This window comes from Rhizobacter sp., from assembly GCA_021153565.1.
In the GTDB taxonomy this organism is placed as follows: Bacteria; Pseudomonadota; Gammaproteobacteria; order Burkholderiales; family Burkholderiaceae_C; genus Albitalea.
Genome location: JAJKJU010000277.1, coordinates 1 through 19,755 on the forward strand (window position 1 = coordinate 1; position 19,755 = coordinate 19,755).

Annotated in this window: 18 protein-coding genes and 2 pseudogenes; 8 read left to right on the plus strand and 12 right to left on the minus strand. The window is 63.1% G+C overall.

What is annotated here, in order from left to right; genetic code table 11:
* The 4 genes from AC30NL_RS17660 to AC30NL_RS17675 form a co-directional block, all read right to left on the minus strand.
* A partial coding sequence (locus AC30NL_RS17660; RefSeq protein ID WP_489465299.1) for a hypothetical protein occupies window positions 1-1,317 on the minus strand: 1,317 nt, incomplete at its 3' end.
* Window positions 1,318-1,995: 678 nt separating this feature from the next.
* Window positions 1,996-2,502, minus strand: a complete 507-nt coding sequence (locus AC30NL_RS17665) for a hypothetical protein (RefSeq protein WP_489465300.1) — start codon at window positions 2,500-2,502, stop codon at window positions 1,996-1,998.
* 505 nt (window positions 2,503-3,007) lie between these two features.
* Entirely contained in the window at window positions 3,008-3,541 is a 534-nt protein-coding gene (locus AC30NL_RS17670) for a DUF3455 domain-containing protein (protein ID WP_489465301.1), read from the minus strand.
* Window positions 3,542-3,787: 246 nt separating this feature from the next.
* Complete coding sequence (locus AC30NL_RS17675) at window positions 3,788-4,138, minus strand: DUF1304 domain-containing protein (RefSeq protein ID WP_489465302.1); 351 nt, start codon at window positions 4,136-4,138, stop codon at window positions 3,788-3,790.
* A gap of 116 nt (window positions 4,139-4,254) precedes the next feature.
* Here AC30NL_RS17675 and AC30NL_RS17680 point away from each other — a divergent pair, with 116 nt between their 5' ends.
* From AC30NL_RS17680 to AC30NL_RS17690, 3 genes are all read left to right on the plus strand, one after another.
* The gene (locus AC30NL_RS17680) at window positions 4,255-4,731 is read left to right on the plus strand and encodes a protein-tyrosine phosphatase family protein (RefSeq protein WP_489465303.1); all 477 of its coding nucleotides are present in this window, start codon (window positions 4,255-4,257) and stop codon (window positions 4,729-4,731) included.
* A 56-nt stretch (window positions 4,732-4,787) separates the two neighbouring features.
* Window positions 4,788-5,351 (plus strand): RluA family pseudouridine synthase, encoded by a 564-nt coding sequence (locus tag AC30NL_RS17685; RefSeq protein WP_489465316.1) that lies wholly within the window; start codon window positions 4,788-4,790, stop codon window positions 5,349-5,351.
* 259 nt (window positions 5,352-5,610) lie between these two features.
* The gene (locus AC30NL_RS17690) at window positions 5,611-7,668 is read left to right on the plus strand and encodes a S9 family peptidase (protein WP_489465304.1); all 2,058 of its coding nucleotides are present in this window, start codon (window positions 5,611-5,613) and stop codon (window positions 7,666-7,668) included.
* 43 nt (window positions 7,669-7,711) lie between these two features.
* Here the strand turns inward: AC30NL_RS17690 and AC30NL_RS17695 are convergent, their stop codons facing one another.
* Window positions 7,712-8,458, minus strand: coding sequence for a 2OG-Fe dioxygenase family protein (locus AC30NL_RS17695; protein WP_489465305.1), 747 nt, complete (start codon window positions 8,456-8,458; stop codon window positions 7,712-7,714).
* An 83-nt stretch (window positions 8,459-8,541) separates the two neighbouring features.
* Here AC30NL_RS17695 and AC30NL_RS17700 point away from each other — a divergent pair, with 83 nt between their 5' ends.
* Together AC30NL_RS17700 and AC30NL_RS17705 are read left to right on the plus strand one after the other, a co-directional pair.
* Window positions 8,542-8,808 (plus strand): cupin domain-containing protein, encoded by a 267-nt coding sequence (locus AC30NL_RS17700; protein WP_489465306.1) that lies wholly within the window; start codon window positions 8,542-8,544, stop codon window positions 8,806-8,808.
* A 183-nt stretch (window positions 8,809-8,991) separates the two neighbouring features.
* The gene (locus tag AC30NL_RS17705; protein WP_489465307.1) at window positions 8,992-9,513 is read left to right on the plus strand and encodes an outer membrane beta-barrel protein; all 522 of its coding nucleotides are present in this window, start codon (window positions 8,992-8,994) and stop codon (window positions 9,511-9,513) included.
* A gap of 131 nt (window positions 9,514-9,644) precedes the next feature.
* Here AC30NL_RS17705 and AC30NL_RS17710 read toward each other — a convergent pair whose 3' ends face one another.
* Window positions 9,645-9,881 (minus strand): RNA-binding S4 domain-containing protein, encoded by a 237-nt coding sequence (locus AC30NL_RS17710; protein WP_489465308.1) that lies wholly within the window; start codon window positions 9,879-9,881, stop codon window positions 9,645-9,647.
* A gap of 285 nt (window positions 9,882-10,166) precedes the next feature.
* Here AC30NL_RS17710 and cspE point away from each other — a divergent pair, with 285 nt between their 5' ends.
* Entirely contained in the window at window positions 10,167-10,376 is a 210-nt protein-coding gene (cspE, locus tag AC30NL_RS17715; RefSeq protein WP_489465309.1) for a transcription antiterminator/RNA stability regulator CspE, read from the plus strand.
* A gap of 83 nt (window positions 10,377-10,459) precedes the next feature.
* Here cspE and AC30NL_RS17720 read toward each other — a convergent pair whose 3' ends face one another.
* Window positions 10,460-10,912 carry a BON domain-containing protein gene (locus AC30NL_RS17720; RefSeq protein WP_489465310.1) on the minus strand — a complete coding sequence of 151 codons (453 nt, stop codon included), beginning with the start codon at window positions 10,910-10,912 and terminating at the stop codon, window positions 10,460-10,462.
* A gap of 388 nt (window positions 10,913-11,300) precedes the next feature.
* On the opposite strand from AC30NL_RS17720, the gene AC30NL_RS17725 reads away from it, so the two are divergent.
* The gene (locus tag AC30NL_RS17725) at window positions 11,301-11,747 is read left to right on the plus strand and encodes a hypothetical protein (protein ID WP_489465311.1); all 447 of its coding nucleotides are present in this window, start codon (window positions 11,301-11,303) and stop codon (window positions 11,745-11,747) included.
* A gap of 76 nt (window positions 11,748-11,823) precedes the next feature.
* On the opposite strand, the gene AC30NL_RS17730 is transcribed toward AC30NL_RS17725, so the two are convergent.
* Both AC30NL_RS17730 and ylqF read right to left on the minus strand, forming a co-directional pair.
* Entirely contained in the window at window positions 11,824-13,881 is a 2,058-nt protein-coding gene (locus AC30NL_RS17730) for a M3 family metallopeptidase (RefSeq protein WP_489465312.1), read from the minus strand.
* Between the two features lie 132 nt (window positions 13,882-14,013).
* Entirely contained in the window at window positions 14,014-14,982 is a 969-nt protein-coding gene (gene ylqF / locus AC30NL_RS17735; RefSeq protein WP_489465313.1) for a ribosome biogenesis GTPase YlqF, read from the minus strand.
* A gap of 329 nt (window positions 14,983-15,311) precedes the next feature.
* Between ylqF and AC30NL_RS17740 the strand changes: the two genes are divergently transcribed.
* On the plus strand, window positions 15,312-17,627 hold the full coding sequence (locus AC30NL_RS17740) for a 2OG-Fe(II) oxygenase (protein WP_489465314.1): 2,316 nt from the start codon (window positions 15,312-15,314) through the stop codon (window positions 17,625-17,627).
* Between the two features lie 98 nt (window positions 17,628-17,725).
* Here the strand turns inward: AC30NL_RS17740 and AC30NL_RS17745 are convergent, their stop codons facing one another.
* The 3 genes and pseudogenes from AC30NL_RS17745 to AC30NL_RS17755 all read right to left on the minus strand — a co-directional run.
* Window positions 17,726-18,868: a DUF559 domain-containing protein gene (locus tag AC30NL_RS17745; RefSeq protein ID WP_489465315.1), complete on the minus strand. Its 1,143-nt coding sequence runs from the start codon at window positions 18,866-18,868 to the stop codon at window positions 17,726-17,728.
* Window positions 18,869-19,000: 132 nt separating this feature from the next.
* Window positions 19,001-19,048, minus strand: a pseudogene (locus AC30NL_RS17750) (hypothetical protein); the annotation flags it as partial.
* 103 nt (window positions 19,049-19,151) lie between these two features.
* A pseudogene (locus AC30NL_RS17755) lies at window positions 19,152-19,553 on the minus strand (DEAD/DEAH box helicase family protein); the annotation flags it as partial.
* Between the last annotated feature and the right edge of the window lie 202 nt (window positions 19,554-19,755).

A 19,755-nucleotide genomic window follows, 5' to 3' on the forward strand; every position in this document is an offset into this window, starting at 1 on the left:
ATGCTTTTCTTTCGGGAACTGGTACTGCTTGATGTCTTCGATCTCGCGCGCCGTCACCTTGTCCGGCATCGCCTCCAAGACCGAGATGCGCTCGGTGAGCTGGGCCCCCAGGCGTTTGACGTCCGGGTCGGAGCGCTTCTCGCTCGGCAACGCGGCGAGCTCGACGCTCGCCGCGCGAAGCTGCTTGATGTCGCCGAACCACTTTGGCAAAAAAGATCGGACGGTGCCTGCGATGTGCATCGGGTCGACATGGTGGCGCCTGAACAGGTCGATCGTGTCGGTGCTCTGGCCCAGCACACGAGCAACCTCGACCGGATCGTCGCCGGCCATCTGCAGAGTCACAGGCCGAGACCTCGCCAATGCCAGGAGGGCGCTGTCGAGCGCGAGACGGGCCCCGTCCGCAGGCGCCGAAACCCCCTTCGCGGACACCTGGGACTCGGTGCGCAACGGGCGTTGCTTGCCTTTACGGCCGGAGCGCTTCCTGCCGCCACCGCTCATGCCGTCGCCCGCGGGTGATGCGACCATGCGACCTGCGGAAGGATCTGCGCTGGCCGGCCCAGTCGACGCGGAGGCCCGCGAACCCGGTTCCGCTGGAGCGTTCCTTGCTCTTTTCATGGTTTCGGCCATCGCCAAGCTGAAACCGCGAGCCGCATCGGCGCATTCCAGCGCCATCTTCCAGGTCGGCGCGTCGCTCTCCAGTTCGCGTGAAGCGACCAGGCAAAGCTGTTGTGCCGCGCCGTCAATCTGGGAACGGATGTGTTCCATGGCCTCCAGCGCGGCGGGCAAGGTTTGTTGATCGACTTGCGAACACGTGAGGAGGCTCTCCGCAGCGGAGTAGGCATCCTGGTTGGCGAAGATGATGCCTATGAGCACATCGAGGGCATCGATGAGCGACGGAGAAAGCTCCTTCGCATGCGTCAGCAACCGGTTCGTCGTCAGCGACATGATCTCGTCCCATTCGAAGGCCTGACATAACAGGCTGAGGCGATTGGTTTCGTTCGATATCTCAGCAGAAATAGTCCATCCACCCAGCTTCATCACTTCGCGCGCCGCCAGAGTCTGCCCAAGGAGCTGACGGCCCTCGACGAGCGCTTTCTCGAACGCGGCCCGTTTGACCACGAGGGTTTCCATGTCGGCATCGCGGTCCAAGCCGTCAACGACGACGTCTGACAGCTGACTGTCATCTCGCAGCGCCAAGAAGCGCATGGCGCCATTAAATCGCTCCTCCTCGAGTAACTCTCGCGCTGCAAGATTGGCGCGTTGCGCGCGCGCGCTCGATGCCGCCAAGGCATCGAGGCCCCGTTGCGCAGCTTCCATCGCCTGCAGCGAGGCGCGCGCTACCAGCAGGTTCGGCCTTTGAAACGCCTTCTTGGGGTACGTGCGTTCAATGTATTCCTGATACCTTTTCGAGTGAGCGACCGCGGCGTCGATCTCCGTCTGCAGATTGCGGACGAGCGGGGCTGACGAAGGAGACGTAGGCGATCGGGAATCGATCGAAGGCCGAGTCAGCGTCGGCGCGGGAGTGTGATGCTCCTCCACGCGAGACGTCGAGGCGCCGGACGACTGCGGGGCTCTTCCGAGCTCTTGCATCCCCGACGGTGGGTTGAGGCTCGGACGCGTATGAGACGACGGATTGATGCACTCATCCGGCATGGGCGCGGTCGTCGCAGTGGGTAAGGGAGCGGTGGCTCTGCGCTGGATCTGGTCGCCGGACATCTTGGATTCCCATCAAACGTTCGTTCGCCAATTTAGACCGCCACCGCATGCCGTGCTGGTGACACTCCGAACCGGTGCTTGTTCCGGCGAAAAAGGCACGTTGCCTGTGCAACGTGCGTTCTACCCAACGGCGACGTGCTTGGAGGCCGAGACCATTCACCACCCAAGCCGGAAGACGGCCAGGGCATTCGGTGAGGCGCTTTCCGTACGCCGAGGGCCAGACCCATATCACCGCCCCGGGCACCAGGCTGACCAACCTGCCCGGCCGGCGTAGCGCCTTCAGGTTCCGGGCGAGGCCTTGGCCGCCGCGCGTAGCCGGCTCAGCAAGCTCGAGCCGATGGGACCTCGGTGCACGGTGTCGCGCGCCGCCAGAGTCTTCCCAAGGAACTGACGGCACTCGATGAGCGCTTTCTCGAACATGGCCCCCTTCCCCGCGAGGGTTTCCACGTCGGCAGTCATGAGGTCCAAGCAGTCATTGACGACGTCTGACGGCTGAAGGTCGTCTCGCAGTATCAAGAAGCGCATGGCGCTATTAAATCGCTCCTGCTCGAGTAAATCTCGCGCTGCAAGATTGGCGGGTTGCGCGCGCTCGCTTGATGCCGCCAAGGCATCGAAGCCCCCTTGCGCAGCTTCCATTGCCTGCAGCGAGATGCGCGCTACCAGCTGGTCCGGTCTTTGGAACGCCTTGTTGGGGGACCTGCGTTCAATGAATTCTTGATACCTTGTCGAGTGAGCGACCGCGGCGTCGATCTTCGCCTGCGGGTTGCGGACGAGCGGGGCGGACAAAGGAGGCGAATGCGATCGGGAATCAACCGAAGGCCGAGTCAGCGTCGGTGCGCGAGTGTGATGTGTCTCCATGCGAGACGTCGAGGCACCGGACGACTGCGGAGCTCTACCGAGCTTTTGCATCCCCGGTGGTGAGTTGAGGCTGGAACGTGCGTGAGACGACGGAATGATGCACTCATCCGGCACGGGCGCGGTCAATGCAGTGGGTAAGGGAGCGGTGGCTCTGCGCTGGATCTGGTCGCCGGACATCTTGGATTCTCATCAATTGTTCGTTCGCCAATTTAGACCCCCCACCACGTGATGTGCTGGCACATTCCGAACCGGTGTGTGCGCTTGCGAAGAAGCACGTTGCCGGTGCATCACTGGCTACGAATCAGAGTTTCACTTCGAGCCGAATCTGCCAACTCAGCAGCGATGCGGCACTGGCCTGTGCCGGCCGTGGTCTGCGATCGAACAGACGCGCAACTCATGCATGTCGTCGAATTGCATCGGGCCTACCAAGTCATCACTTGCTGACGAACATCACGTAATCCGCCCGATAGGCAACCCGGGCACTCTTGCCCAAGCTCTCCATCGTGCACCCATCCGCTGCCGGGGCAACCCCACCCACCGTATTCAAACGCTGAATGCTCGTCACCTTCGCAAAGGCTCCATCCGGCCCTACGGACTTGGTTGTCAGCAGCAAGCGCGGAATCGCCCCGGCCACCAGCGCGTCGGCACGTGCCTTGACGATGCCCGACACCTTGCTGCCATCCACGCTCTCCCAATGCGGGCCGGCGTAGTGCTTGCCCACGCGCTTGCCCTGTGCGTCCCACAACTCTGCCTCGGGCGCCACGAAGGCCCATTCGGCGGCCTGCGGGTTGTCCTTCGTCACCCGGCATTCATAGATCTGTACGCCGCGTGCAACCACTGAGCCCAAAGCCACTTCCTCGGCCGAGGGTTTCAGGTTGTCGGGCACCGTCACCTCGGGCATTGATGAATGGCTCGCGCAGGCGGCGACGACGACGGGCAACAAGGTGGAAAGATACTTTCGGTTCATGGGGGTTCTCCATTCGCAAAGAGCTCGGACGATTCACGTACGACACGATGCCGCGTTCGGACGCAGCCACTGCACTTCTTTACCGACAACTTGGTTGAAGAGTTCGCCGTGTATTACTCCCTCTCCCAGAGGGAGAGGGGGCAAGAGCCTTTCCACGGGTAACCGTGGAACGCACGCAGCGTTGGACTCCGTGCCGCCGGACAGACGGCGCTTTACGCGAACGCACAAACTCTGGCTTGCCTGCTACTACGAAAACCAGAGCGCGGCGAGCGCCGCCAAAGCGGGCACGGCCTGCACGAAGAAGATTTTCTTGTTGACCGTCAAAGCTCCATACACCCCAGCGACGATCACGCAGACCAGGAAGAACACCTTCACCTGAAAGCCCGCCGCTCCGAGGCAAATGCCCCAGGCCAATCCCGCCGCCAGGAACCCGTTGTACAGCCCCTGGTTCGCCGCAAGCGCCTTCGATCGCGCGGAGAACTCCGCCGTGAGCCCGAAGGTCTTGCGGCCGTAAGGCGTGTCCCAGAGGAACATCTCGAGCACGAGAAAGTAGAAGTGCAACAGGGCCACCAGGCCAATCAGGACATTGGCAACCATCGCTCCTCCGTTGGTGTGATTTGAGCGCTGCGAGTCTAGTGCAGGCGCGTCGCGTGCCTCTTCTACCGTGAATGACGCCACACAAGCCGCGTGCATGGTGGCAACATCCGAGCACGATGACATTTCGCGCGCTTCCCATTTCCGACGTTGCCGCCGGCACGCTGTGGCTGGGCTCCATGCCCGGCCGTTTCGAACGCTGGTCTGATTTCATGATCGAGGCCCGACTATGCCGACTTTCGATGGTGGTGGCCTTGACCCCGTCCGAAGAGATCGCGTCGCTGTCTCCTGCGTACTGGCAAGCCATCGCGGCGGGATCGCTGGACTTCCGCTACTTGAACCTGCCGGTGCAGAACTTCGGCGTTCCGCGGGACCTCAGGGGTTTTCGCGAAGGCATCGACCAGATCGCCAATGCATTGAAGGCCGGTGACGCCGTGATGCTGCATTGCGCCGCCGGCATCGGCCGCACGGGGACGGCGGCCGCATGCCTGCTCAAACGTCTGGGCGTGTCGCAGGACGAAGCGCTTCAGCGTGTGCGCGATGCCGGCTCGAACCCGGAGAATGCACTGCAGTCCGGCTTGGTGGATCGGTTTTGACGCCGGCGTTTCTGTACAGCGACGACGCACTCGTCGCCGTAGACAAGCCGGCGGGCATGCTTTCGGTGCCGGGGCGCGGGCCGGACAAGCAGGACTGCGCATCTGCGCGGGTGATGGAGCGGTTTCCGGATGCGCTCATCGTGCATCGGCTCGACATGGCGACATCAGGCTTGCTGTTGTTCGCGCGCGGAGTCGAGGCGCAACGGGCCATGAGCATCGCGTTCGCGAGGCGCGAAGTGAGAAAGCGGTATGTGGCAGTGGTGCATGGGCTCGTCGAGAAAATTCGTGGGGACATCGATCTTCCATTGATCGCGGACTGGCCGAATCGGCCGCTGCAAAAGGTGGACGTCGATGGAAAACCGTCGTTGACTCGGTATGCCGTGATCGAGCGTGACACGACGTCGAACAGGACTCGGGTCGAGCTCGAACCCGTGACCGGGCGCTCGCATCAACTGCGTGTGCATCTGTTGGCGATAGGACATCCGATCGTTGGCGACGCGCTGTATGCGGCGGGATTCTCGGCCGACCCCGGTCGACTGTTGCTTCATGCCTGCGAGCTGTCGCTGCCTCATCCCGGGACAGGCAAGTCGTTGCAACTCAAGAGCGACGCGGGCTTCTGACCTGTGCTCCTGACTTCATGTCGTGGCTGAAGGGACTCTCGCCGACGAACCGCATGAGGTACCAGCAGACAAAGGTAGATCTCGCTCATGCGTGCAGTGTATTGACGTGCCTCACGGCTTCACGAGCGATGCGGACCGCTGTCAGTTGCAATAAGAAGGCATGGCGATACCGGCTTCCCCCAATCGTCTTCTTCCCCATATTCGACGTCGCGGTAGCACAATGGCCCCGCTTCAAACGATGCGAAAGAGACTCCCAAACATGAAGAACCTCCCCAGTCTCGGACTCGGCACCTGCGTGGCCGTTGTCCTCGCCGGCCTGCTGGTGGCCTGCACCACGCCCAATGACAACAAAGCGGCAGCCGCCCGCGCCGCCGCAAGTGCTGCGTCGGCCGCTGCCGCCCAGGCGGTGTATCCGCCCAACCCCAATCTCCTCGCGCAGGGCATACCGCCTATTCCCCTGAGTCTCGTGAGCCAGGTGGCGAAGTACACCGAGTTCCGCGGGCATGGCTTCGTCGACTGGCACCCCACGCGCCGCGAGATGCTGGTGGCTCATCGCAAAGAGGGGGGCAATACGACGCAGATCTTCCGCGTGTCGGCGCCCAGCGGCGAGCTCGAGCAACTGACGGACTTTCCGGACCCGGTCACACAGGCGAGCTACGAACCGCACGATGGCAAGTACATCGTCTTCGAACGCAGTGCCGCCGGCAATGAAGCCGCGCAAGTCTTCCGGCTCGACCTCGATAGCAAGCAGATCGCGCTGCTGACCGAGCCGAGCGAAAAGCACAACATCGAGCGCTGGTTCCATCGTTCAAGCCAGTTGCTCATCAGTTCGGTCCCCTTGGACCGTACGGCGCAAGGTGGCACGCGCACTACCGTCACGCAAAGCCTCACCGTGCTCGACCCGTCCAAGCCCACCACCAAGCGCCGCCTGATCGAACTTGACGGCGCGGGCTGGGACGTGGGCGGCGTGTCCTGGGACGACAAGCAGATCGCGCTGAACCGCTACATCTCGGCCAATGAGTCGCAGGTGTGGCTGCTCAATGTCGCGACAGGCAAGTTGACACAGACCTTCCCCGCGCCAGACAGCAAGGAACGCGGCGTCCATCTCGCGACCGGCTTCAAGCGCGACAACTCAGGTCTTTTCGTGTTGAGCGATCGCGACGGCGAGTTTCAGGAGCTGGGCTTCTATCGCTTCTCGAACAAGCGCGTCACGCCCATCACCCGACATATCCCCTGGGATATCGACGGCGCGGAAATCTCCGACGACGGCACCCTCATCGCCTTGCGCAGCAACGTCGATGGACGTGAAGAGCTGCATCTCTTCGACGGGCAGAAATTCAAGGAACTGCCCGTCACCGCGCTACCGACTGGCAGCGTCACGGCAATCCATTTCCATCCAAAGTCGAACGAACTCGCGTATTCGATCAGTAGCGCCAAGGGGCCGAACCAGGTGTTCTCATTGAACGCCAAGTCAGGCGAGACTGAACAATGGACAAAGCCATACGTGCCGCCGGGGCTCGACCTCGCGAACTTCATCGACCAGAAGATCGTGCGCTGGCCGAGTTTTGACGGGCGCATGATTTCCGGTCTCTTGCAGATGCCGCCTGAGGGCTTTGCCGGACCGCGTCCGGTGCTGATTTCAATTCACGGTGGCCCCGAGGGCCAGACAAAGGCGGGCTTCGGCGGGCGGCAGAACTATCTCGTCAATGAACTGGGCATTGCCATCATTCAACCGAACGTGCGGGGATCAACGGGCTATGGCAAGACCTTTCTCGCGCTCGACAACGGCATGAAGCGTGAAGACGCGGTGCGCGACATTGGCGCGTTGCTCGACTGGATCGCCACGCAGCCACAGCTCGACGCGTCCCGCGTGCTGGTGACGGGCGGCAGCTACGGCGGCTACATGAGCCTGGCCGTGGCAACGCACTATGCGAATCGCATCGCGGGTTCGATCGATATCGTGGGCATCTCGAACTTCGTGACCTTCTTGCAGAACACCGAGAGCTATCGCCGCGACCTGCGCCGCGTCGAGTATGGCGACGAGCGCGACCCAGCGATGCGCGACTTCTTGCAGAAGATCTCGCCGCTTACCAACGCGAACCGCATCGTGAAGCCACTCTTCGTCGTGCAAGGCAAGAACGATCCACGTGTGCCCTACAGCGAGGCTGAGCAAATCGTGGCGAAGGCGCGCGAGAACAAGACACCGGTGTGGTACTTGCGTGCAGAGAACGAGGGCCACGGCTTTGCACGCAAGGAGAACGCGGACTATGAGTTCTATGCGACGTTGCTGTTCATGCAGCAGACGCTGCTGAAGTAGATTTTTGCAGGGTGGGCAAGGCGAAGCATGCCCACCCTGAAAATCACGCCGGCCCTTGGAAACGAGCCGCGCGAAATGTCAACACCAGCGTGTCCCGATGACCGCCTGGCGTCGCCGAATCCACCGGCTGAATCGGCGTCGTCTCGTGGATCACGCGCTCGTCGTCCAACAAGAGCGTGGTCCACGGCTCGGTCAACGTGAAGCGCATTCCTGATGGGCCGTTGGCGTCGAACACGCGCGTCTCGCCGCCCTTCACGCCCGCTCGATCCACCAGCGCGACCATCACGAAATCGACGCCGTCACGGTGAGCTCCTTCGGGAGTCGGCCGACCAATGCCATCCGTCGTGTCGATGCGGAACTGATGCGCCTCGACATACCAGGGCTGTGCGCCCTTCAAGGCCGAACAAGTGGCGGCAATGCTTCGCAGAAGTTGCGCCCACACCGGCTGCGATACCACTCCCGGATCCATTGGCTCGAACCAGCGCTCCAGCCCCCCGTGCAGCGCGTTGTATTCCAAGGGCTGCCAATGCGCTCGATGTGGCACCTGCTCGACGGCATCGCCCGTGACCACGAAGCACGAATGTCTGCGCTTGCGGTAGCGGCCGCCGTCGCGCAGATAGGCGTCGGCAGGCAAATCGTTCCAACTGGCCCGCAGGGCCAGAAGCGCGCCGGGCTCGGCACCGATCAAGGTGCTCAGGCCAAGGGGGCTCACAGCCGCCTGGCCGGAGGACTGCAGGGTGTCCGTGAGCCGCGCCGGCTCGATGAACAAAGGAGCAAGGGACTTGGTCATTCCGCGATGATGCCAGCGACCGGGAACATGCACGCCACACTCCCCAGTAGAGCGCCTTCGCGCTGGGCGCTGTTGGAGTCGACATGGAGCCGCGCCATGTCGTGCCGTCGGGCTGGTGGCAAGCGGCGCAACCGCTGGGCGGGTACGCATACGTCGGCGCAACAGTCGGCCCCGGGTTCGATTTTGCGGACTTTTCGTTCGCCAGGGGCTGCGACGCGGCCGATCGCATTGCGCGATTGCGCCCCGGTGCCGGCCGAGTTCCTCTGATTGCCCACCCTGAGATCAGGGCTTGTGGTACGCCTGCATCACTGAGGCATCCACGCGACAGGCGGGCTTTCGAATGGGTTTAACCCGATCGGTTCCCTTTACGCCGCGCCAACCCACGCCTGTGACTTGCCTTTACGTACGTCCACATTGAGATACCAACGAAAAGCGCCCTCTTTGCAATCTCCCGGCAATGTATGACTTGTCGACGGTTCGTTTTTGCTGTGATGCGAAATCGTGCCGAGGCATCCACATAAAAGGAGTAGCAAATGAAATTCATCGCCAAAGCAATCGTGTCAGCAGCCGCGCTCGCCGCGTTCTCAGCACACGCTGAAGGGCCGTATGTCGGCGGCTCCATCGGCACCTCCCGGTACAAGGGGCCCGACATCGGCGGCCTGTCCACCGATCGTTCCAGCACCGGGGGCAAGCTTTACGGCGGCTATGGGTTCATGCCGAACCTGGGGGTCGAAGCCGGCTATGCCGACCTCGGCAAGGCATCGAGCGCCGCGGGTGACGTGAAGGGCAGCGGCGTTTATGTCGACCTGGTCGGCACCGTGCCCATCGCCGAGGGCTTCTCGGCCATTGGTCGCATCGGCGCCTTCAATGGCAAGTCAAGCGTGACCGGCGGTGCCAGCGAAACCAGCACCAACCCGAAATATGGTCTCGGCGTGCAGTACGACTTCAACAAGCAGACCGGCATTCGCGGCGAGTGGGAGCGCTATAAGTTCAAGGCACTTGATGAGAAGGTAAATGCGGACTTGTTCACCGTGGGCGTGAACTACAAGTTCTAGGCTTGAGTTGCAGGGTGGGCAGAGCAAATCGTTCCCACCCTGCTCAGCCTCTCAGCTCACGGAGCGTTGCGGGACAAAGTCACCGCGATCTTGCACATCATCCACTTTGGCACCGCCCGCCCAGACCTCGGTCAAGCCTCTGGTGGATTGGACAGCGCAACGATCCGAACCCGCACGCCATGCACGCTGACGACCTGGCCAAGCCGGATCTTGCAGGTCTTGCGCAGTTCATCGCGGCCATCGACTTGCACGAGGCCGTCGGCCACCATGGCCTTGGCGGCCCCGCCGCTTCCGGCCAGTCCAGTCGCCTTGAGCAAGTTGTCGAGCGTGACGTATTCGCCCCGCAGTTCGAAGTCGATGAGTTGCATATCAGTTGAATTCGCGAGCGAGCAAAGCGTATGAGTGTCGCCGCACCGCGGGGACGCCCCGAGGGTCGACAATTGCTTAACCTTTGCTTTTCAGTGCCTCTATTCGATGAGGTACATTAGCTGCACAGGTATACGCAAGACTAGTGTGTTGTGAGTGATCTTTTGCTACACCGGTCTGGTTCCAGAACGGTTCTGTTAGAAATCCCCCCGAATAACGATCTTGAGTGTCTCTGCATGCGGAGCATGTGCTCTTGCATTACTTTGTTTGAAAGATAGGAATCGTCCATGACGACTCAAACCGGTACCGTGAAGTGGTTCAACGAGAGCAAGGGCTACGGCTTCATCGCTCAGGACGCAGGCGGCGCTGACCTGTTCGCCCACTTCCGTGACATTCAAGGCAATGGCTTCAAGACGCTTGCTGAAGGCCAACGCGTCGAATTCGAAGTCAAGCAAGGCCAGAAGGGCCTGCAAGCAGCGAACATCCGAGCTGTGTGAACGTTCGGATCTAGAGTAAAAAAACCGCGGCATGCCGCGGTTTTTTTACGTCCATCGCAAGAGATCTCGTCGGCATCAAGTGGTTAGCGTGTATCGATCGCCAGCCTGTTGTCCACGCCCGTCACGCCCTTTTCCGACACCGCAATGGCCTGTGCGCGCTCCCGGGCGGTCGCGTTCGGCGCATAGCCGTCGAGCGACACGTGACCGCTCTTCGTGTCGACGTTGATGCGCAAGGCACTCAGTTCCTTGTCCTTTGCCAGATCGGCCTTGATGGCGGCGGTGATGGCCATGTCGCTCACTGATTGAGCCACCTGGTCCGTCGTCTCCTTGCTCACCCGGGCGGCTTCGTCCAGCCCCTTCTTGGCGGACTGCTTGGCGTCCTGAGCCGCCGTCTGCGCTGACGCCAAGGCCTTGTCTACCTTCTGCCCCACCGTGGTGTCGTCTTCTCTCTTGTCGCACGCGGCCAATGTGAGGGCCACTGTCAGGAGCGCGGTGAACGATGCGCCGAACAGCGCGAATGGATTCATGGTTTTCATGGCAATTCCTTTACCTCCTACGACTGCGGCCGACACTGTCAATCGGCAAGCCCCACGTGCCCATCTCGTGTCGTGGTGGCGCTGCCTGCAGCAGTTCGAGATTTTCAATCTACAAGGACTCATGCCCCGCCCCCATCGGTGAGCAACGGTTCACGGTATCGGACAAATCCGACACTCGACACCGTGGAAAAGCTGATCCTGCAAGTCTCAGATTGAGGCGTTTGCAATCTTTTCACTGGCTCGACGTTGGACACCTCTGGAAGCATGGATCGCTTCACTTAGCTTTACGTCGCCTTGACATTCAGCCGTGGTCCGACGACTCATGAACCCGTTGTAGATGCAGGCCCAACATCTCCGGGTGCCGGGCCGGCAACCCAAGGAGCAGTTCATGAGCAAGAGCAAATTCATCACCGCTGCGGCACTGGCCCTCACGGGCGCACTCGGCGCCGGCATGGCGCAAGCGCATGGCAGCGACGACGTGCAATGGTCAGTGACGATCGGCTCGCAGGTCGGCACACCGGTGTATGGCCGGCAGGCGCCGGTGTATGTCGAACCGGCACGGGTCTATACCCGCCCTGCGCCGGCCTACCTCGAGCCTGCCGTGGTTTACGGACGCCCGTTGTATCGCGATCACGGCTACCGCCAGCCGACCCGCTGGGACCGGGACGGCGATGGCATCCCGAATCGCATAGATCCCGTCTACAACCCGCGCCGGGATCGCGATGGCGATGGCATTCCGAACCGTTACGACCGCCATGACAACCTGCTCCACGACCGTGACGGCGACGGCGTGCCGAACTGGCGCGATCATCATCGCGACGATGGCAGGCGGTAAGTCAGTCATGGCGTAGCGGGGACGTCGGGGGCGGACCCTCACTTGAGTTGATGCCCATTCCGGGGTCCCACGCCGGCTACGATTGCGGCCCCAACAATCCCCTCTTGCGAAGCATCGGCTCGATCGTCGGGGCGCGACCGCGGAATGATTCGAAAGCCTTGGACGGCTCCAGCGAATTGCCCGACGCATAGATGAACCGGTGCAGCTTCTGCGCCACGTTCGCATCGAACGGGCTTCCCGCCTCCTTGAAAGCGCCGTACCCGTCTGCGTCGAGCACCTCGGCCCACAGGTACACGTAGTAGCCCGCCGCATAGCTCGACCCCGAGAACAAGTGCTGGAAGTGCGGCAGGCGGTGGTTCATGCCCACGCCTTTTGGCATGCCGATGCGCTTCAATTCTTCCGCCTCGAAGGCGGCAATGTCAGGCGCCTCAGCCCCACCCTGCGAATGGATCGCCATGTCCACAAGCGCCGACGCGATGTAGCGGATGGTCTCGTAACCCTGGTTGAAATGACGCGCAGCTTCCAAGCGCTTCACAAGCTCATCCGGGATAACCTCGCCCGTCTGGTAGTGCCGTGCATGCTTCTTCAGCACCTCCGGCTCGGACAACCAGTTCTCGAAAATCTGCGACGGCAGCTCGACGAAATCTCGCAGCACGTTTGTTCCCGACAGGCGCTCGTAGGTCACGTTCGACAGCAGGCCATGCAGTCCGTGGCCGAACTCGTGGAACAGCGTGCGTGCATCATCGAAGCTCAACAGCGTGGGCTCGTCCGGTGCGCCCTTCGCGAAGTTGTTATTGTTGACGACGATGGGAAGCACGTCCTTCGCACCATTGCGCGACTGAAGGCGGTACGAACTCATCCACGCGCCGCTGCGCTTGCTTGGCCGCGCGAAATTGTCGTGAAGAAAAACGCCGACCAGCGCATCGTCTGCGCCGCGCACTTCATAGACCTTCACGTCAGGGTGATATGTCTTCACCTCCGGCTTTTCGATGAAGTGCAAGCCGAAGAGGCGCTGTGCGCAATCGAACACTGCCTCGACCATGCGATTGAGCGGGAAGTACGGCTTCACCGCAGCTTCGTCGAGGTCGTAGCGCTCCTGGCGGACCTTCTCGGCCACGTAGCGCCAGTCCCAGGCTTCGATTTCATAGCTTTCGCCGCGCGACACCTGCATGGCCTTGAGCGCGGCGCGTTCTTGTTCGAGCGCCTTCTCGGCGGGCACCCAAACCTTCCTGAGAAGGTCGCTCACCGCCGACGCACGACCTGCCATGGAATCTGCCAGCGCGTAGTCGGCGTAATTGGCGTAGCCGTGCACAAGCGCCTGCTCGCGACGCAAGGTGAGCATCTCTCGGACCACGGAGCGGTTGTCGTGCGGCCCCTCGTGTTCGCCGCGCGTCGTCCAAGCTTTGTACGCCTGCTCGCGAAGATCGCGCCGTGATGAAAAGGTGAGGAAGGGCACGATGTGCGAGCGCGACAGGGTGATCACGTACGCATCGGAGATGCCACGGTCGACGGCCGCCTGGCGTGCTGCGGCGCGAACGAAATCGGGCAGGCCGGCCAGGTCTTCTTCGGTGCGCAGTACGAGCCGGTAGTTCGACTCGTCAGCGAGTACGTTTTGAGCGAAGCGCGTCGACAGCTCGGCCAGCCGCTCCATGATCTGCGCATAGCGGGCTTGCGTGTTGCCTTCGAGCTTGGCACCGGCGCGAACGAAGTCGAGGTGCACGCGTTCCAGCAAGCGCTGCTGCTCGGGCGTCAGGTCCAACGCAGTGCGGCTTTCGAAGAGCGAATCGATGCGCTTGAACAGGCGGGAGTGCATGTAGATGGCGTTGCTGTGCGCGGCCGCCGGGCCGGCCAGTTCGCGCTCGACCGCCTGCAACGCGGGCGAAGTTTCGCTGGCGGTGAGGTTGTAGAAAAGACCGTCGAGCCGCGCGAGCCTGCGACCAGCCCGATCGAGCGCGGCGATGGTGTTGTCGAAGTCGGCGGGAGCGGGGTTGGATGCAATCGCATCCAGTTCAGCGCGATGCTCGGAGAACGCTGCGTCAAAGGCCGGCTTGAATTGCTCGGCCTGCATGCTGGCAAAGGGTGGTAGCCCGTAGGGCGTGTCCCAGGTCGTCAGCAGCGGGTTGCTTAGGGTCATGACGGCTCTCGTGGTGGGAGAGCAGCCATTCTAGCCAGCGCGTGAACAATAAGCTGAATTTGCTATACAGATCAATGGGTTACATGGCACGCCTTGGCAGGAAACCGTTGCACTGCGTAGCTATAGGGGTACTCACGCGCTTCCTTCAGACATCTGACCTTCTGCCCCCGCAGCATCCTCACGCTGCGGCTTCTTCTTTCTGCTCCGCGCCTCGCGTTTGGCTTGCCTTTCAGCATCGAGTGCCTGCCCCGCTGCCCACCACTGCGCAAACTCATCCGGCGTCTCAAGCGTGATCCGCCCCCAAGCACCGCAGCGGAAGTCATTGATTGCAATCTCGGCGGCCTTTTGCAGATTCACATTTCCTCCCGCCAACAGACCGCCGCGCTTGCGGCCGATGTTGGCCAACAAGCCTTCATCAGTGACGCCAGAAAAGTCGTCCAGCTTGTAGCGAGCCTGCAGCCGTTCACCGAAGCGATGGCGCACGCTTGCCAGCAAGGCGAGAGCCACTTCTTCCTCGTCATACGCATTGCGCCCGATACCACCGCTGGCCGCGAGGTGATAACCACTTTGTTCGACAACGATGCGCGGCCACAGCATGCCGGGTGTGTCGAACAGGTAGAAGTCGTTGGCCAGCAAGATCTTTTGCTCGACCTTGGTGATGCCGGGCTCGTCGCCGGTTTTGGCTGCACGTTGGCCGATCAAGGTGTTGATCAGCGTCGACTTGCCGACGTTCGGAATGCCGCAGATCAGCACCCGCACTGGCTTGACCATGCCCCCACGCAGCGGGGCCAGATCGCGGCAGGCCGCGATCAGTTGCCGGGCGGCAGCAGTGACGCTTGCATCGAGCGCCAGCGCGTTTGTGCCAGGCAGAGCCTGATAGTGGGCCAACCACTGGGCTGTGCACTCGGGATCGGCCAAGTCTTGCTTGTTCAACACCTTCAGCGCCGCCTTGTTCCGTGTCAGGTCAGCGAGCAGCGGATTGGCGCTGGAACCGGGTAGCCGCGCATCGAGCAACTCGATCACTACATCGATCTCTGGTAGTCGCTCGGCGATGGCTTTCTTGGTCGAGTGCATGTGACCCGGAAACCACTGGATGGGCATGTGTCGAGGCTTTCTGTTGGTGCTCCGCTGACGATTGCGGATATGGCGGATATGGCGGATATGGCGGATTGTCGACGGAGACGATCGACGCTTACGTCACACCGCGAGAGCCACGCATCGGAATTGCGAATCACCCGACGGAATGCCTGCAGGCTCTTACTACTTGTTTTTTTTCGGCTCTGCCGGCTTCGGTTGAACTCTTAGCATCTTTGCCCGCCCTTTAATTGGAAAGTACTGCTTACCACCATGGTGGGTACGGCATGGGTTTCGGCAGACGGCCCCGGGGTCGTCGCCATAATCGCACGCTGTTCCTCGCTGCACCGACACCCATGCAACCCGAATCACCACCGGCCTCACCTATCCTGCAGAGCCTGCAGACCCTAGAGACCCTGGCGCGGCCAGCGAAGGCCGGCAAGACCGCCGCCCTCGAGCCGGCCGGCCGCTTCTGCGCGGAAGGCCGGTTGGCGCTGGACGCCGTTGCCGTGACGGTGCGCAATGTGGGCACGCTGGACCGCCCCGTCACCTCAGAATCCGCGACAGCCCTCCACGCGGCCAGCGCTCCGGCGCGCCACGGCCGGCGCGAGGCCACACTGCTGGACAAGCACGTGCGGGACACCGGCGAGATCGACGCCAGCGCGCTGTCGCTGGAATGGGCCGCCGGTGCGCTGGCCTCGCTGCAGGCCGAGGTTGCGCAGGCCTTGGGCGTTCTTTGCCTGGAGGCGCGGCTGCACAACCTGCTGGTCTACGGCCCGGGCCAGTTTTTTAAGCCGCATCAGGACACAGAAAAGCATCCAGGCATGGTCGCCACGCTGGTGCTGGTGTGGCCATCGGCGCACATCGGCGGCGAGTTGCGCGTGTGCCACCGCGACACCGAACTCCACTTCGCATCGCAGCACCTGCGGGCCAGCGCGATCCGCTGGTTCGCCTTCTACGCCGACTGCCGGCACGAGGTGGCGCCGGTGTCCGAAGGTTGGCGGATCGTGCTGACGTTCGACCTGGTCCTGCCGGCCGAGCCCGCGCGCCCGCGCACGCCGGTGCATCCGCCCCTGCTGGACGCGCTGCGCGCGCACTTCCACCCCGAGGATGGAGAGCCGTGCCTGCAGCCCTGGGTGCTGCTGCTCGACCATGAATACACCGAGCGCGGGCTGCGCTGGCGGCTGCTGAAAGGCGAGGACCGTGCACGTGTGGCCGCGCTGCAGGCGGCCTGCGAGCCGCTCGGGCTGACCGTGCACCTGGCGCTGGCGGCAATCCACGAGCAGTGGACCGCGATCGGCGCCTATGGCGGGCGGCGCGGCGGCGTCGGCGAGCCTGAACCGGACGAATTGATCGACGAGGACATGGTGCTGGACTTCTGGGTCGATGCCGACGACCGGCCGCTGCGTCGAGATGCCTTGCACGTGGCGCCGGCGGACACCGCCAGCTTCACGGAAACCGGCGAAGACTTCCTTGTGGATGAGGAATACGAAGGCTACATGGGCAACTATGGCGAGACGCTGGACTACTGGTACCGCCGCGCCGCCCTGGTGATCCAGACGCCGCTGGCCGCCGAAGCGAGCCGCTTCACGACCGACTTCGATGCGGCGCTGGCCGATGCGCTCGCGCTGGCGCGCGGAGGGCGCAGCGACGAGTTGTCGCAGCGCTTGGAGGCCGCGATGAAGGCGCTTCGCATGCAGTGCCAGACACGAGGTCGGAAGCTGTTGGGCCACTACGCGGAATTGGCCGTTGCACTGCCCGATGCGGCGCAGGCCCATGCACTGTGCGAGGGGTTTGCGTGGAACGATCTCGTGCCCAGCGACGCTGCGGCATTGGCCTGTCTCGCCCGCCGATGGGGCGCGCCGTGGATGCAGGCGCTGCTGCAGAACTGGACCGCGCGTTCGATGGCCTGGCGCTTCAGCGGGTGGAACGACAAGCAGAACGATGACGTCTCACCCTGGCCGCAGTCGCTGGCGGAGTTCGTTCTCAAGGGTGAGTCGGCCGGACTGCAGGCGGCCGTGATCGACGACATCCTGGATCGATGCCGCGCCGCGCTGATCGCCGCTGACAAGTCGTTCGCGTCGTTCCCGCCCGCAGTGCGCAGCGCCACGCTCGAGCGGCGCCTGCAAAGGGTGGGCGACTTGGCGGCTGCTCTGCAGCGATCCACGACGGCCCCGCAACACCAAGCGGCCCTGGTGCGTCACGTGCAGGCGCACCCTGGCCTGTACCCCTTGCGCCAACTGGGACCGCTGCTGCAGCACTGGCCGTCCGACGCGGTCATGCTGCAGCCAGTGCAGGGCTTGCGCGCTGCGGTGATCCAGACATTGCAGCAGGCGCTCGATGAGCCCGCGCCGCCCGCTGGCGACTCCAGCCTGCACGACGTCGAGTGGACCTGCCGGTGCAAGGACTGCGGCGAAGTCATCGCCTGGGCCGAATCGGCCAACGGGCAGCCTCTGGTCCTGGCGATGGCCGAGTCGCGACGCCAGCATGTGCAGTCCCGATTGCAGGAGACCGGCGTCGCGCTTGATACCGAAACGGTAAAGCAGGGCTCGCCCCACAAGCTGGTCATTCGCAAACCGCCCGACTTGGCTGCCCGCCGAAGTGCCCGGCGAAGCGCATGGACGGACGACTTGGCGGCGCTCGGCCTGCGCTCTCGCACAGCGCAACGATAGCTTGGCTATGGCGAGCATTTGCAACGACGAGCAGGGGTCTTTTGACGTGATGAGCGGGCATGATCGAAATACTCTCAGCCTCTCAGTCATGACGAACCTCATGGAGCACCACTTCTGGAAGGCCGCGAGCGACCACGCTGATGAGCCAGCGCTCTGAGGATGGTGTCGAGCACATCCTCCAGATCCTTGCCTACATCCTGTGCGAGAAAGCGCAGTACCAGGTAGCCGTTCTCCTGCAGCAGCAGGTCTTTGCGCCGGTCTCGACGGTACGCGACCGGATCGGCAAGGTGCTGGTCACCGTCGAGCTCGATGGCAACACGCGTGTCGGAGTCGTCGTCGCACAGCAGATCGACTTCGAGCTGTCCTCGCCCGTCGAATGCGATCGGCAGCACCGCATTGAGCCTGAAACGCCCACGCGTTTCAGGCAGCGTCTCGAGACGGCGGTACAGGAAAGCCTCGGTGGCGCTGCGCGCGCGGTCAGCGCCCTCGGCGCCGGCGTCGAACGGTCGGGCCACATGGACGAAGAGGCTGGCGACCGACTGGTCCACGCCGTCCCGCGCCAGCCTGCGCACGCTGCCTGCATAGTCGCGCTTCCATGCCGGCTCTGCAGGCAACGCCACGTCCTGGGGCCAGCCGGCTATGGCGTTTGCCGGCACGACGATCGTGTAGCCGAGTGCCTCGTAGCCGCGGCAGCGCCGGTCGAACATCCGCGCCAGCATGGGTACTTCGAGATCCGCGTAGTCGTAGATGCGCACCTCTCGCTTGCCGTCGCACACTCGGTGCAGCCGGCCCGCATACTGCGCGATCGTGCCGCGCCAGGATACAGGGAGCGTCAGGAACAGCGTGTCGAGCCGCGCGTCGTCGAATCCCTCACCCACGTGCCGGCCGGTGGCCAGCAACACGCGCGGTTCATCGTGCGGGATGGCAGCAAGCCGCTCGACGACCGACTGCCTCTGCTTCTTGCCGATCCCCGCCCGCAGAACAACGAGGTGATGCACATGCGGCGCCAGCTGCTGCTCCAGGCGGTCGAGATGCTCCTTACGTTCGGTGAGCACGAGCGGTATGCGGCCGCTGCGCACGCACTCGATCACGTCCTCGCAGATGCGGCGGTTGCGACGCTCGTCTTCGACCAAGTCCTGGCACAGCGTCTGGAACTCGACGCGAGGATCGCCCTCGGTGCTCGGGCGTCCCTCGAACGGGGTCGGCCGCACGAGCACGCGATGCTCGAATGGCCGAGTCACGGCCTGCGCCTTCGCGTTCACGCGGTGACGAACGGGCCCGCATTGCATGAAGAGGATCGGATGGTGGCCGTTCTTTCGTTCCACCGTGGCCGACAGGCCGACGACGAAGCGCGCCTTGGCGCGGCGCGCCACTTGCTCGAAACTCTGCGCAGGCAGATGGTGGCACTCGTCGACGATCAGTTGTCCATACTCGGCGACGCGGTCGTCGACCGTACCTTTCCTGCTGAATGATGGCGATGTCGACCCTCCCGGTGGGTCGCCTTCGCCCGCCGCCGATACATCCGATCGCTTTAGCCGGAATACCCAGGAACGTTGACAGCCGCTCGACCCACTGGTCGAGCAACTGCTGTCGGTGCACGAGCACCAGCGTACTCACCCCGCGCTGCGCGATGAGCCAGGCTGCAACCACGGTCTTGCCGAATGCCGTCGTGGCGGCGAGCACACCGCTGTCGTGCGCCAGCAGCTGCCGTGCGGCCTGCATCTGCTCGGCCCGCAGCTCGCCGTGAAAACGTATCGCATCCAGAGGCTGGCCGCCGCAGCGCTCGTCGCGCAGCGTCGCGCGCACGCCGAGGTCGTTCAACGTTCGAAGCGCATCGTCCAGGCAACCGCGTGGCAAACCAAGATGCTGTGGGTGGTCCTCGGCGCAGCTGATGACACGCGGCTTCCCATGCACGGACAGCCGCATCGCTTGCGCCCGGTAGAACTCAGAGGCTGAGAGTTTTTCGAGCGTGCCCGAGCAGCACGTCAAAAGGCGCCTGATCTAGGCGCAAAGCGCAGCCATAGCTCGTGTTGCACTAAACCGCTGACGCGGTAGTCCTACCGCCCAGACCGGGCCGTTTGCATGGCGCGGTATCCCTGGCGCCCTGATTGGAGAACGATGGAGGGGC